Raw genomic sequence first — 14458 nt, 5'->3', positions numbered from 1 at the left:
TTTTCTATAAAAGTTGATATCCTATAAAAGAAGCATTTTGAATTCGCCTGTAGGAGTTTGTTGCGTGAATTTTCGCCGTCATACGTCCGCATTCAGTTTTGTTGAAGTGCTGATTGTCATCGGGATTCTGGTGATCCTTGCCACGATGGCTGTCCCGAAATTTATGATCGCCCAGGTACGGGCGAAGTTATCGCAAAATCTTACCGATATGAAATATATCAGTGAATCGCTCGAAGCCTATCGTCTCGACCACAAAGTTTATCCGCCCTGGCGGCAGGCGCGGGCGTGGGTCAATGTTGACGATCACATGCACCCGCTCGTGATTCGCTATTACCGCCTGACAACGCCTGTCGCATACATCGGGCAGGTTCCGATTGACCCGTTCGTTAATTATGAAGACGAAGCCGAGTTGGAGCAGTGGGGCGACGCCTATGATTATGTCGAGGTCACCAACGGCGATAACGAGGTCGACCCGGACGCCTGGGGACATCAGTTTCGCATCAACGGCTGGGGGCCTGACGGCGTCAACAGTTATGCGGGCGGGCGTGAATTTAACAATGCTGCCGAGGGCTGTCCGGCAGGCTCGCCATTGTTTGTGTATAACCCGACCAACGGGTTGGTCAGTTACGGCGATATTTTATGGGTCGGCCCCAAAGGCGGCCCGTTCATTGATTCATACTGCGAAATCATCAACGGCTACTAAGAGTCGGCAGGGCTACAGGCGCACCATTTCTTCGCCAGGGCAAAGCGTCGTCGAGCAATAGAAAAAAGAACACGCCGAACTCGGTCGCCTTCACCCACCAGGGGAAACTGAGGTCGTAATAATAGGTATAGGATAAAAAGACCAACCCGGTCAGCGCGATCCAACTTTTGTTTGGGAACACACACATCAGCGGGACCATCCACACCAGATACCAGGGGTTCATAACCGGAGAGCAGAGAAGTAGCGCACCGAGCACAATGAACGTAGAGCGCATCGTTTGTTCAAGGCCGGGGCGCCAATAGAGACGCAACGCCTGCCATGCGGCAGTGAGAAGAACCAAGGCGAACAGGGTTCGTCGTGTAAGCATCGAGGCGGCGCCTGGCTCAAACCCGCCAAACCGTGCAAACGAAAATGAGAACAACTCATACACGCCCGCGTTAAACTGCCATTCATTTGAGAACGCCATAAAGCCCGCAAATGGGTTCACGCCGGGCGCGAGAAACGGCGCATAGAGAAATAAAATCGCTGCGAAAAAAAATACATACGTCCAATAGTTCCATTGCCGATGCAATAGCGGCAAGAGAAACACGCCGAAGAATTTGGTCAGCGTCATCGCCGCCAACACGGCTGCGCTGCACAGCGGTTTCCCCTTTGCCAGCAGCAGAAAGAACCCGACCAATAAACACGCGCTGACCGTATCGGCATGGCCGGAGTTCGCGACCTCTTTTATCACCAGCGGCGACCAGGCGTAAATCAGGCACCACTCCGGCGGCTTGTTGAGCGCTTCCAGCAACGACAGCAACAAGAAAATCGTTAGCGCGTCGAAGATTAACAAGATGAATTTCATGCCGACGACGCTGCCGGGATATACGCCTTCTGATAGAAAGAAAATCATCTGCAACGTCGGCGGATAAATGGTCGGGACGTACTTGTAATTGATCTGCTGAAAATAGTCTGTCCGGTAGTCGCGGGTTTCAGGCTCCGAGGGCGCGTAGCGATAGGGGTTTACGCCTTGGTGTTGCGTGTGACCGTCCCACAAATAGCGGTAAATATCATTTTCTAAAATCAAATCGCTGGGCAGCAGGATCGCCCGGAATAGCAGCCCGAAGGCGATGCCGAACCACAGGTGGCGAGGGTCGAGGCCCGGTTTCCAAACCAAGGGCGTAATCAGCAATAGGTAAAGGCCGAACAAGATGAAATAAGTAATCAGAAAAAGCGTAATCAGTTCCGGCTGGCTGGTGCGCGGCGACAGGTCTTCGAGCGACAAGCGAAACAGATAGACGTAGCCCAATGCGCTCAACACGCCGAGCGTAATTAACCCGACCGCGCCGCGAACCGGCGATGATGTTTGCGTCATTTCTCCGCCCATTGTTTCGCTTCCCGGACGCGCTTGCTGTTTTTGTCGGGCGGCGTTTGGTTGAGCAATTCGGCGATGCTGTATTGTTGCCCCGGGGGAGTGAGATCAGGGCAGAGGTCCGCCAGCGGTTGCAAGACAAAGCGTCGCTCGTTCATGCGCGGATGGGGAACTTGTAGCGCGGGCGTATGGATGATCTGGTCGCCAAAAAGCAACAGGTCGAGGTCAATGGTGCGCGAGGCATGTCCTCCGTCAGCGGGGCGTTCTCTCCCCATTGTGTGTTCAATTGATAATAGACGCTGCAACAAGTCCTCCGGCGCGAGCGATGTCTGCGCTTCAATCACGCCGTTGATAAACGCCGGGGCGTCGCCGATTTCAACCGCAGCGGTTTCGTAGAGAGGCGAACATCGCAATCCCAGAATGGCAGCGTCCCGATGGATTTGCTCAATGGCCTGATCAATGAGCGCTTCCCGGTCGCCCAAATTCGACCCAAGCGCTATGTAAGCCAATGTTGTTTTATTTGACACGAGATTAGATGTAATACATGATGACGTCTTTGTCGACGCCGGCTTCTTCGACGTGGGCGAGGTCAGCGAGGGTAATCGACTCCAACCGCTGCCGCGCGAACATGCGGATTTCTTCCATCACCCGGCGTAAGCGCACGACCGGCTCTTTGGCGTGTTCGGGCAAGCCTTCGCCGTCCATGTGTTCGGTCGAAAGCAAGGGGCCCTGCGAGGCGATCAATATGCGGCTGATAGAAATCAGCGCGGGCGGTTCCCTGAGTGAATAGCCGCCTTTGGGGCCGGGGCTGCTTTTCAGCAATTCGGCCTCTTTGAGGTTGCGAACGACGTGTTCGAGAAACTTGCGGGGAATGCCCTCGCGCTTCGCCAATACTTGCAGGCTCAATCGTTCCTCGCCCGCTTTCGCCAGCGCAATCATGACCCGCAACGCGTAATCAGTGGTTTTGGAAAATTTCATCAGCCTCTTATCGAATTCCCTTGCCGGATTCGCCTTGCCTGCGAATGGCGTTGTTCGTCCAGCCTGAACCACTTTCAGGCGGCAAGGGCCGTTTGCGGCGTTTGCCCAATAGATATCCGCTGGCAACGCCTAAGCCAATCACGGCGCCCAGTAATAAAATGGTAAACATCGTTCCTTGAATTAACATGATAGAGTAGTGTACGCCAACCTGTGAATAAGAGCAATTGTGAGGCGGAGTTTGCGCACTGACATGGAAGGCTGATTCGATCTCGTGAACACGAATTTTCTATCACGCTGGCGTCGCGTTCGCTGGCGGCGATGCAAATCAAACCAGGACGAACAGAACGGCGACGGGTTCAACGTCACCCGAACCGCGTTTCGAGTTTCTGTAAGCGGGTGCGTACTTTTTCGATATAGCGCTGGCCTGCGCCAGTGACGCCGCTGCGTTCAACCCGGCCCGGCCCGGTGTTGTAGGCCGCCAGCGCTTTGTCCTCATCATTGAAGATGTCTAATAAGAAACGGATATAGCGTGTGCCGCCGCGAATGTTTTCTTCTGGATTAAACGGATCGGTGACGTCAACGTCTTTGGCGGTGCCGGGCATGAGTTGCATCAACCCTTGTGCGCCTTTGTGCGAGATCACGTCTTTTCGCCATGACGATTCCACGTCGATCAGCGCCCACACCAACAGTGGATCGAGTTGGTTTTCCTCTGCGTATTGGTCCACCCATTCCAGCCATTCCAGCGGAGGTAATTTTTCGCCGTTGGATTGTGCTCGTTTGACGGAGGCGAGAAACTCGGTGCGCTTTGCGGGTTTTTTCTTGGCCTTGGGGCGATGCTCAGCGAGGGCGTCGGCGCCGTAGCGCAAACGGTACGTGCGCAACTGTACCAGTTCCTGACGCACCTTCTCCCATGTCGCCGGATCAACGCCGTAGTCGGCGGCCAACACCAGATGGCGCTCGGCGCTGCGCAGGTCGAGGTGGTCCATGCGTTCGCGCGCCATCGCCATGTGCAGTTTGCCGCGCATCCCGCCCCAGAATTCTAAATCGTCATTTTCATTTTTTTGTTTGAGTTCTTCGAGCGCTTGCTTGATGCCTTTTTGTTGAATGAGGCGTTCAATCTTGCGCGCCTTTTCTTCCCGTTCTTTTTCGCGTTGGCGGTCGACTTCCTGGTTGAGGCGCTCGATGAGGTCAAGCGCTTTGGCGCGCCATTTCGCGACGCGGCTGGCTTGTTGAAGAAAGGCGCGCGCCCGGTCGAATTGGCTGCGTTGAAAGAGTTGTTGCCCGAGCAGCAATTCGCTCTCGCCGCGTTCGGCGTGGACGACCGAGTCTACCTGGTCTTTGGGGATCGCAAACGCCCCGGCGCCGTTTTCAATTTTGACCGACTGGTTTGATTCCAACACGATGCAGCCTTCAAGCAACGTACCGTTTTTGAGCTTGACCAAGTCGAGGTCCTGCGCGGTTTGCGCGAGGGCGTTAATCGCAATGAATAAAAAAACGAGTGGAGTGAATCGAAGCGTCATGGTTAAACCATTTGTTTCATGCGTTGTTGGAGATATTCGCGCAGCATCTGGTCGAGCGGACGATCAGTGCGCGTGAGTTGATAATCGGCGCCCATTTCCAGACAGGCGTTGCGATAAGTTTCGATAAAGGATTCAACGCGGCGGCGGTAGCCGTCTCGCAATTTTTTCGGTGCGGTGCGCAGGGTGTCCTCTTCGCCTTCGGCGCCGTAAAAATCAACGGTGCCGCGATAAGGCAGGTCGAGTTCTTCGGGCGACAAGACATGAAACACGATAACGTCTTGTTTCATTTTTTGCATGACCGATAACGCTTGCAGCACCCGCTCGGGATCTTCAATGAGGTCGGAAATGAGAATGAAGATGCCGCGTTTTTTGACGAATTCGCGCATCAGTTCCAACGCGCCGCTGATGTTGGAGGAGTGCGCATTGGGTTCGGTTTTTACCAGCGTTTCGAGAATGTTGCTCCATTGCTCGCGGCGGTTGCGCGGCGGCAGGTATTCGCTGATTTTCTGGTCGAATGTTGCGAGACCGACGCTGTCGCCTTGATGCAGAATCAGGTACGAGAACGCCGCTGCCATTTGCTGCGAATAGAGCGCCTTGGTGGTCGTATCGCCAAACCACATCGACCCGCTGAGGTCGATGAGAATTTGCGTGCGCAAGTTGGTGTCTTCTTCAAATTGTTTAACGTGGAAGCGGTCGGTTTTCGCGAAGACGCGCCAGTCGATGTGACGCAGTTCGTCGCCGGGGTTGTAGGGGCGGTGTTCGCTGAACTCGACGTTGCGTCCCATCAGATGGCTGTGGTGCATACCCGACACAGCGCCCTCCACCGCCTGGCGGGCGTGGAGTTCGAGATGTGAAATAGAAGATAAAACCGCTGCGTCTAGGATGGGTCCCGGCATGTGATCCCTTTAGAATCTATCGTTCGCAAAACAAAATTGTATCGTATTTGTCCCGTTTCGTCAGGCGCCAGCCGGACCTGGGTGTTGCGGCGGGGCCTCGCCGGATGACGGCTTCATGGTTTGAATTTCCGTGAGGATTTCGCGCAGCACGTCAATTTCATTGGCCGAAAAGCCGCTACGGCGTTTTGTGGGGGCGCTTGGGTCGCCTAATCCGCTGTTGGTGCGGATATGCTTTAGATAGTTGCGCACCAGATCGCGCAACTCTTCGGCGTTATCCAGCCCGTCCATCACCGCTTGGTGATAATTGGCGGTTTGTACTTGCTGTTGGGTGACGCCGCTACCGCCGCCGGCGGTTTCAACCACCAGGCGCGAGATGCCGAAGATACGCTCAATCGGGCCTTGTTCGATGCTGATATTTTGAATGTTGGCGAAGGTCAGGGTTTGTTCCAAAATACTCAACACGCCCTTGCGGATGCGCAGGCTGCGGTCGGTGATGATGTAATAACGCATGTCGTATTCGAGCCGGATCAAGAAAAACGCGCTGATAAAAATCATCGCCCACAGCGCAGCGAGCGACGCGCCCGCCAATACGCCGATCAGCGGTTCGTTGATAATCAACACAATGGTGATGATGAAGAACAGCGTCCCGAGAAAGATCGCGCCGAGGGCGAGGTGCAGCCAACGGTAATGCAAAAACTGTTTCGACGCGCGAAAGGTGCGCTGCGTGGTATGCGGGCCAGAGGGCGCCGCCGGCGCCTCTTTGGGCGCGCTCAACAGATCGAGAATGAGGTCTTTGACGCCATCATACATGAGCGTTGCCTCCCCCGTCTTTTAGATCGCGCAAGGCGTCGCGAATTTCACGCAACAGCGCCACCGCTTCGCCGTCAGCCTCAGGCGCATCGTCTTCCGCGTCTTCGTCGAGACCGCGCGCGCCGCGCATTTTCGTGTAGAGAAAATCACGAATGGCGTCGTATTCTTCCAGCCCGACGATGGAGAGTTCCGCCGTCGCGCTGCCGGATGCGGTTTGAATTTCAACCGTGCCCAGCCCCAACCAGCGCTCGACCAGGCTGCGTTGGACGTGAATGTCTTGGATGCGCGAGTAGTTCAAATAGATTTGGCGTTTGTGAAACACGCCCCACGAGGCGCCCACGCCCTCTTTGTCGATTTGGTAGCGCAGTGAGATGTATTTCAAATACAACGGAACAAACACCAGTGGGAACCCGATCAGCGCCGCCAGACTGCGGACGAAATATAAGACAAGCAGTTTCTTATTGGGGCGTTCCAGGGCGAAAATCCGTGCTTCCAGTTGAGGGTCCATAGTCATTCTCTTTTGCTGTTTTCTCTATTGTTCCATTCAATGCCCAAGATTCCAAGCGGCGCCATTGTAGATGAATGAGAAATCTTTTCTGGTTCTTCTGTAAATTGGATACTTTTTTATTTCTCTGCAATAGGCATGGGTACAACTCTGCTCGCTTCAGTGCGGGCTTTCAGGCCCTTATGCACAGGCGCTCCCAGAGTTGCACCCATACCTAATCTTGTTTGGCAATTTTTGATATGCCGGAACCGGATGAATCTTTTTGCTCAAAGGTTAGCCCTGTTGGCTACACGCAGCGTAAATGGCCTCAAGAACCTCGTCTAGCCGATCATGTATATCTTCATTTTTGAAACGGAGCACAAGATAGCCTTTATTTTGAAAGAATTCATCTCGTTGCTTGTAGTGTTCAACAGAAAAATCATGCGATTCGCCGTCGAGTTCAATCACAATCTTGCAATCGGGAATCAGAAAATCAGCAATATAGTTTCCAGCAGGACACTGCCTGCGAACATGCAGATTGAGCATTTTCCTGAGCCGCAATCGTCGCCAGAGAATTCGTTCTGTGGGTGCAATGTCATTGACTTAAGACTTTTAGCCCCCCTTTTTAAGGGGGGACGGCGCTGGAAGCGCCAGGGGGGATTCGGGCGCAACACGTTGCGCCCCTACATAGCTGATATATTTTTGATTCGTTGCATCAAGGGCTGCCTTCACTTCGCGACGCCTTGGCTTGCCACCCCTTAAGTCAATGACATTGGGCCAGGGTGGGGGTTGTCTGACGAAACAGAAACGAATTGGAAAACCGAAATAGCCATCGTGGAACGAGGGCGGTTGCTGCGTATAAAATTACAGAGGAATGTTTTTCTATAAACCTACTCAAGAAAAAACGGCGGGGATTGATGTGCCGGAGGAGGGAATCGAACCCTCACATCCCGGAGGATACCAAATTTTGAATCTGGCGCGTCTACCAGTTCCACCACTCCGGCATTCAATGTCCATGCGAAATCGAGTAAACTGAAGCAGTCATACTCATTATCTTTCGCAACGGAGATTGTAACGGCGTTGCGGCGTCCAGTCGAGATGCAGACGCCCTCTCCTGCGTGAATTTGATACTAATTTTTATTGTCTGGTTAATCTACGCATGGTTCTTGCCGCCCCGGTTGAATCGGAAATATCAAAAATTTACGGGCAATATAAAGAAAATTTGTCCAAAATTCGCGAGATGCACGAGCACGGTCACGATTCTCGCGATATTGTTCGTGAAATCACCAACGCCACCGACTCGATGGTGATTCAGCTGTTATCGGAGCATCTCCACAAGCGATTTAATCAGTCGGAGATGCCGCCCAACCTGCTTCTCCTGGCGCAAGGCGGTTACGGGCGCCGCGAGATGCACCCCAAATCGGATGTTGACATCCTGTTTTTATATCAGTCCGCCCTCACCGCCGAACAAGGCGAACTGGTCAAATCGTTCTTTCGGACGCTGTTTGATTTAGGTTTTCAGGTGGGGCATTGCTGCCGCAGTTTTCGTCAGTCGCTCGACATGGCCTACAACGACCCCCATAGCCAGAGCGCATTGAGCGAGAGCCGCTTTCTCGCCGGCGACTGGCGCCTGTTTGAAGAATTTAAAGAACTGCTGTGGCGCAATAGCCGCCGCTATCGAAAAGAATATATTCGCGGAAAAATCACCGAGCGCGAAAAACGCCATAAACGCTTTGGCAGCACTATCAACATTACCGAACCGAACATCAAAGAAAGCCCCGGCGGGCTGCGCGACTATCACTTCGGCCTCTGGCTGGGGTCGCTGATGGTGGGGCATACTCTCAAACTGTTGCACCTCAAGCGCAGCCATATTATCGACGACGAACTGATGGAACGCGTCGACGCGGCCTTGACATTCGTCTGGCGGCTTCGGACGGACCTGCACTTTTTGACGGGAAAAGAACAAGACGTTCTCATCATGCCGCTGCAGCATGAAGTCTCGACCCGGCTTGGGTATGTTGACCGCGACGGCCATCTCTCTGAAGAAGAGATGATGCGCGACTACTTCACCCATGCCAAAGCGTTGCGCGATTTCGCTGAGATCATGCAGGAAAAGTGCAAACCCAGAACGTTCTTTGAACGCTACCTGCCCCAGCCCAAAAAAAAGTTGTCGGAAGGGTTTTATACCCGGGGCAATGTACTGCACATCCCGCCGAACCTGCATTTCTTTGAACACAACCCGCAGCGTATTTTAATGGCCTTTGTCCATGCTGCCGTCCATCAAAAAGTGATGTCGTCTGAAGCAGTCCTGGCGATTCGCGATAACCTGGAACTCTTGGATGAAGCCTTTCGCCAAGACCGCCAAAATGCGGGCCTGCTGCAGCGGTTTTTCTCGCTGCCGTGCCCCATTCACAACGAAGTGCGCTTGATGCGCGACACCGGCGTTCTCGAGCGCTTGTTTCCTGAGTGGAAACCGATCTCGTTTTTGGTGCGCTACGATCTCGCCCATAAATATACGGTGGATGAACACTTGCTGTTGTGCTTGCAGCATCTAGAAACCTTCGGCGAAGATTCCATGAGTTTCGCCCGTGAGCGGGCGCGCATCTGGGCGGAATGTAAACATCGCGACGTGGTGCGGCTGGCGGTGTTGATGCACGACATCGGCAAGGGCAGCAACGAAGACCACTCGACCCGCGGCGCCTTCGTCGTCGCCGAAGTCGGCAAACGGCTTCGTATGCCCGAACGCCAGAAAAACCAGCTGATCTTTCTCGTTAAATATCACCTCTTAATGAGCCATATCGCCCAACACCGCGACTTATCAGACCCCGACGTAAACGCCGACTTCAGTGATGCGTTTGAAAACCAAATTGAACTCGACATGATGTATTTGCTCACTTATGTTGACATTCAGTCCGTCTCGAAAGATTCAATGACGGAATGGAAAAATAATCTACTCTGGCAATTATATTGTTCTACGCGAGAGGTGTTCTTAAGCGAAGGCGAGACCGACGAAGACAAACAAGAAAAAATAAAATCGCGAAAAGAATCGCTGATTGACGCTCTCTCAGACAAGTTCAGCCGGGAACTGGTACAAAACCATCTCGATTTTTTCCCGCCCAGCTATATGATTCACCAATCGCGCAAGACCATTGCCCAGCATATTCGCGGCATCGCCCATTTCGACGGCGAGATTCCCGTGGTGACGTTGGAGTCGCACGTCGACGCGGCCTGCCGTAATTTGTTCATCGCTTTTCGCGACAAGGTCGGTCTGTTTAACCGTATTTGCACCGCCATCATGCTGGAAAATTTCGGCATCATTGAAGCCAATCTCAATACCCGCCGCGACGGCATGGTCGTCAATAACATTGTCATTCGAGATGAAATCGGAAACACGGAAATTGATGAAATGCGGGAGCGTCTATTAAAAGAGCGCATCCAGATGCTCTTGCGAAAAGACGGCGAGCTGCCAGTGATCCCTGTGTCAATGAATAAATCGGTGATTGGACGCAGCAGTTTCAAAACCCGCGTAAAGGTGCTCAATGACGTCTCAGCGCGCTTCACGGTGTTAGAAATATATTGCGTTGACCAATCCGGGCTGCTGCAGCGCTTGTCTTCCGCCATTTCTTCATTAAATATGAACATTGATTTCGCCCGCCTGGTGACCCAGGGCAACCGGGTGGTTGACGTGTTTTACATCACCGACTGCAACGGCGAAAAAATACTAGATGCGGATACGCTGGAACAGCTGAAACAATTGGTCAAAAAAGTAGCGAACGACGGGCTGCAAGATGACTGAACCCTATTCACAACACATCCGGTTTCAAGACATTGCCGCCAATCCGTATGTGATTGCGCTGCAGCAGGGCGTGCAAGTCATTTTGCCCGAAGCGCGATGGTGGATCGCCGACGAAACTTTCACCCGTTCGCCGTTTCCCGGCGAGACCGAGCCGCTCTATTGTGAAGACGCTGGCGACGGCTCTCTCTGCAAACAAACGCTGGCTGAACAAGCCAAACGCCAGTCTTCCATTGTGGTTTGCGACCACGGTCGCTTGCAGGGGTTTGTGCGTTTTCAATACCGCGATGAATTTTTGGGCGGACTGGGCGTTTGCAACTTGCCCACCGAACAACGGCCGCTGCTCGAAAAAATTCTTATCATGGTCGAAGGCTATTTTGCGTTGTTGTCGGGCGCGCTTGAAGACCATGACGACCTTGAACTAGTCCATTCCATTCTGGGCGAAACCATCACGCTGGTTGAACTCGACCGCCTGCTGCAACGCCAGTCGGACGCGTTGAGCCAGGCGTTGGGCGCCAGCCGCAGCGTCATTTTATTAATCAACGAAGACGGCGAATTTTATCCGGCCCATATCAAGAATTACCCCGCCGGGTTGTTGAAGCGCCGCGACCTTGAAGTCACTCGTTACGATTACGTCGCCCCTCACGGCGGCGAAGAAAGTTCGCTGCGCTTGCTGGAAGCCGACGACCCGCTTCGCAAATGGCTGCGCGACGCGTTGTCGGCCCTGAACCACGCGATTGATGAAGACGCCGACTGCTGGGCGATTTCGTTTTATCGCAATGCCTATTTGATCGGCATGTTTTTGACGTTCGATCCCGCCTCGGGCAGCATGTCAGTGGTGAAGCAAAACCTGATTCGTTTGCTCGCGACCGGCGGCGCCGCTGCGTTGGATTATGCGCTCACCTTGGAACGCATGAAAAAACGTCACAAAGCGCTTTCAACGATCCATATCGTCCACCGTCTGATCTCGTCCAGTTTCACCACCAATGAAATATTACCCAAAATCGGGCAATTAACGCTGCAACTGCTCCAGGCGCAACGCTGCTCGATCATGTTATGCGACGCTGAGCGCGAGGTGCTGCTTCCCAAGGTTTCACTTGGGTTGGACGAAGATGAAACGGGCGCAAAAGAAACGAAAATCGGCGAAGGGTTGGCCGGTTGGGTGGCGGAAAACTTTAATCCCGTCATCTTCCACCCCGCCTGTGACACGCCGCCCTGGCCTGCAACCGGCGAGACCTATCCCGCCGAGTCGTATTTGTCGGTCGCGCTGTTTGACACCGACATCGAAGGCGTGGTGACCGTAGCGGGCAAGAAGGGCGACTTTACCCCGGGCGACCGGGAGATTCTGGTGACCTTCGCTGAGCAGGCGGTATTGGCGATTAAAAACGCCCGCACTCATGAAGGCGAGCGTATCTTCACCATCAAGGCGCTGACCAGCATCGCCAATTTGATTGAGAGCCAAGACCCCGGCGTGCCGGGCGTGACGGCGGCGACCTGCCGTTGGGCGCAGCGCATTGCGGCGTTTCTACAACTGGGCGAGTCGGATATTCAAAACATCGTCTATGCGGCGCTGCTGAATGAATCGGGCATGTTGCGCACTTTCGGCAGCCAGACCCCCTATGAAGAACAGCGCCAAAAAGGGCCGCAACTCAGTCTGCGAATGACCGAAAGCCTGGGCTTGCCCGACGACGCCGGACGCATCGTCTATCACATCAATGAACTGTGGAGCGGCGAGGGCTATCCCGATAAGCTAAAAGGGCGCGAGATCCCGCTGGGGTCGCGCATCATCGCGATTGCGTATGCGTTCTCGGCGCTGTTGAACCGAAACGGGCGTTCGGTTGAAGATGGACGCCAAGGGTTGCTGAAAGCCCATCGCACCTTATCGCGTTTCAATGAACGCAGTTATGATCCTGAGATCATCGAGCAGTTAAAAACCGTCATCGAAGCGATGTCAGACGACGAAGTCGAAGACGAACTCAACCCCAAGTCATAACGAGACCGTATAAAACATCAAGTCGCCGAACGGGTTGCGGTGCAGCGTTACTTTCCCCCCTGCAAATTGGTTCTGAATCACAGGCAACAATTGTTTCTTCGTCGGGTCCACCACAATCACGCTTTGTTCTAAAGATGGGATTTCATCAACGGACGCGACGTTGCGCGGCTGAAATCCATTTGCGATAAAACGCACCGTCCCGCTTTGCGCAGAGCAATGCGGGCCTGCAAAGACGTACGTTTGCGTTTGAGGCGGCAGTTGTTGGATCCAATACGCCAGTTGCGTTTGCGGATAATGGATGCTGCGCGGGCTGGTTTCGTGGGCGTAGCGCCCAAAAAATTCGTGCACATTCGACGACAGCGCAAACGCGATCAAGAGGCCGACGGCGATGCGCGTGGGCCATTGCAGGCGCATGTGGAGCGCAGTAGTTTCGATCTCGTGAAATAACCCGGCGATTAAAATAAAGAGCAGCGGCGCCAGACCAGCCAGGCGCGGGTAAAAGGGCGCGTCCATGAGTAGCGCCGCGCCTGTAAACATAATGGCGAGCGTCCAAAGCAGCGGCGCTGCGCGGCGTGGGTCATAAAAACGCAACAGGGCGACGCCCGCCGCGAGTACAAACAGCGCCGCGCTGATGTGGTCTAACATGGGCGCGTCGCCGCCGAATTGCGCGCTCTGGTCTAAATAGAGCACCGGAGCCAACAGCGCCCGTTCGACCTGGTTGCGCCAGCGTTGAGTCGAATGGCTGGTTTCGGCGTCTTGGTTCCAAATAAAAATGGATTGCGCGCGCGAACTGAGAAAATCCAAGCGGGATATTTTACACAAATCATGCGTGAGCAGCGGCCCCAATGTGAGTAACAGAAATACGAGCGGGAGCAATAGCGATAGCGCCAGCCAACGGGCGTCGATGCGCCGCCAGACGAACAGCCACAGTTGCGACAAGGCCCAAAGCAGCGGGAGAATATGGCTGGCCTGATACGACTGCATCGCCAGCCCCAGCCAAACGCCGCTGAGAATGCACAACCCGATGGAGCGCGTTTGATTGACGCGGTTCCACAATAATAACGTCCCAACCAGAAAAAACGGCGCCTGAATATATTGCACCCCGCTATGCATCAAATATAAAAACCATTGGTTTGCCGCCAGCATCAACCCTGCGGCGAACGCGGCGGCCTCACCGCCAAAACTACGCGCCGCGCGATAGGTCATCAACACAATGGCGACGCCGAGAAGCGTGGAGGTAAAACGCAGGCCGAACAGGTTGTCGCCAACCATTGACATGACCATCGCCGGGATAGCGAAAAACAATTGCGGGATCGAATACCACGACGATGAAAATATGGTTTCAATATTTCCATGCAACGCCATGCGGGCGTGCAGCCCCACCATGCCCTCGTCGCCGTGCACGGTTACGGGGATGTCCGTTAGTTTGAATAAACCCAGCGTGAGGGTGATAAGCGCCAGCGCTGCGGGCGGCGCCCAGGTTTCGTTGTAGAGGTTTGAAAATAGAGTGCGCAGTATTTTATGTGACGCGAGCAGACATAAACCCAGAAACGCAATCCAGCAAATCAGCGCCGCCCAAAACCATGCGGGGTTTTGCATTACGCCCAGCGCGGCGGCGCCGCACGAGAATAGCCCCAATGCGGCTGCGGCGCACACCAATGGCGTCGAGACGTCGTAAATGATTGCGGGGCGTTCTTGGGAGCGTGTGAGATTGAGTTCGCTTTGTTTGGGCGGCTTGATAAGAACGCATAGCCCCGCGCTTGCAGCCAGGTAAGTCAGAAGCCCCGCATCCAGGCGCCCGTCCAAAAGCAAGCCTTGCGCGAACCAGGCCGCGAACAGAACAACGCCCCATAAGACCGGCGCCCAGAGTTTCAATCTTCACCTCGCGACAACGCTCGTTGTTTGGTGTGGAAGGGATTACAATAGC

The 14458-nt window shown here is 54.1% G+C and carries 13 protein-coding genes and 1 tRNA gene; 3 read left to right on the top strand and 11 right to left on the bottom strand.

All coding sequences use genetic code 11. From position 1 onward, the window contains the following. Positions 1–64: 64 nt before the first annotated feature. The gene (locus P9L94_05435) at positions 65–703 is read left to right on the top strand and encodes a hypothetical protein (GenBank protein ID MDP8243505.1); all 639 of its coding nucleotides are present in this window, start codon (positions 65–67) and stop codon (positions 701–703) included. Here P9L94_05435 and P9L94_05430 read toward each other — a convergent pair. The 10 genes from P9L94_05430 to P9L94_05385 all read right to left on the bottom strand — a co-directional run bounded on the left by P9L94_05430 (position 690) and on the right by P9L94_05385 (position 7749). Further along, entirely contained in the window at positions 690–2060 is a 1371-nt protein-coding gene (locus P9L94_05430; GenBank protein ID MDP8243504.1) for a glycosyltransferase 87 family protein, read from the bottom strand. The two genes, P9L94_05435 and P9L94_05430, sit on opposite strands and share 14 nt — an antisense overlap. Further along, entirely contained in the window at positions 2057–2584 is a 528-nt protein-coding gene (folK, locus tag P9L94_05425; protein ID MDP8243503.1) for a 2-amino-4-hydroxy-6-hydroxymethyldihydropteridine diphosphokinase, read from the bottom strand. The genes P9L94_05430 and folK overlap by 4 nt, the downstream gene beginning before the upstream one ends. Before the next feature lie 4 nt (positions 2585–2588). Further along, on the bottom strand, positions 2589–3035 hold the full coding sequence (locus P9L94_05420; protein MDP8243502.1) for an Rrf2 family transcriptional regulator: 447 nt from the start codon (positions 3033–3035) through the stop codon (positions 2589–2591). A gap of 7 nt (positions 3036–3042) precedes the next feature. Then, on the bottom strand, positions 3043–3222 hold the full coding sequence (locus P9L94_05415) for a hypothetical protein (protein MDP8243501.1): 180 nt from the start codon (positions 3220–3222) through the stop codon (positions 3043–3045). A gap of 175 nt (positions 3223–3397) precedes the next feature. Next, positions 3398–4555: a transglycosylase SLT domain-containing protein gene (locus P9L94_05410; GenBank protein ID MDP8243500.1), complete on the bottom strand. Its 1158-nt coding sequence runs from the start codon at positions 4553–4555 to the stop codon at positions 3398–3400. Between the two features lie 2 nt (positions 4556–4557). After that, positions 4558–5451, bottom strand: a complete 894-nt coding sequence (locus P9L94_05405; protein ID MDP8243499.1) for a DUF58 domain-containing protein — start codon at positions 5449–5451, stop codon at positions 4558–4560. A gap of 60 nt (positions 5452–5511) precedes the next feature. Continuing rightward, complete coding sequence (locus P9L94_05400) at positions 5512–6261, bottom strand: PH domain-containing protein (GenBank protein MDP8243498.1); 750 nt, start codon at positions 6259–6261, stop codon at positions 5512–5514. Then, positions 6254–6769, bottom strand: a complete 516-nt coding sequence (locus P9L94_05395; protein ID MDP8243497.1) for a PH domain-containing protein — start codon at positions 6767–6769, stop codon at positions 6254–6256. The genes P9L94_05400 and P9L94_05395 overlap by 8 nt, the downstream gene beginning before the upstream one ends. A gap of 270 nt (positions 6770–7039) precedes the next feature. Further along, the gene (locus P9L94_05390) at positions 7040–7339 is read right to left on the bottom strand and encodes a DUF559 domain-containing protein (GenBank protein MDP8243496.1); all 300 of its coding nucleotides are present in this window, start codon (positions 7337–7339) and stop codon (positions 7040–7042) included. Between the two features lie 326 nt (positions 7340–7665). After that, positions 7666–7749: transfer RNA gene (locus tag P9L94_05385), tRNA-Leu, on the bottom strand. A gap of 155 nt (positions 7750–7904) precedes the next feature. On the opposite strand from P9L94_05385, the gene glnD reads away from it, so the two are divergent. Next, positions 7905–10541, top strand: coding sequence for a [protein-PII] uridylyltransferase (gene glnD / locus P9L94_05380; protein MDP8243495.1), 2637 nt, complete (start codon positions 7905–7907; stop codon positions 10539–10541). Next, on the top strand, positions 10534–12531 hold the full coding sequence (locus tag P9L94_05375; protein MDP8243494.1) for a GAF domain-containing protein: 1998 nt from the start codon (positions 10534–10536) through the stop codon (positions 12529–12531). The genes glnD and P9L94_05375 overlap by 8 nt, the downstream gene beginning before the upstream one ends. Here P9L94_05375 and P9L94_05370 read toward each other — a convergent pair. Further along, complete coding sequence (locus tag P9L94_05370) at positions 12526–14406, bottom strand: glycosyltransferase family 39 protein (GenBank protein MDP8243493.1); 1881 nt, start codon at positions 14404–14406, stop codon at positions 12526–12528. The genes P9L94_05375 and P9L94_05370 overlap by 6 nt on opposite strands. Between the last annotated feature and the right edge of the window lie 52 nt (positions 14407–14458).

The sequence above is a fragment of the Candidatus Hinthialibacter antarcticus genome (assembly GCA_030765645.1).
Lineage (GTDB): Bacteria > Hinthialibacterota > Hinthialibacteria > Hinthialibacterales > Hinthialibacteraceae > Hinthialibacter > Hinthialibacter antarcticus.
The sequence above is the reverse complement of the archived record's forward strand: the minus strand, read 5'-3'. Positions and strand labels throughout refer to the sequence as shown.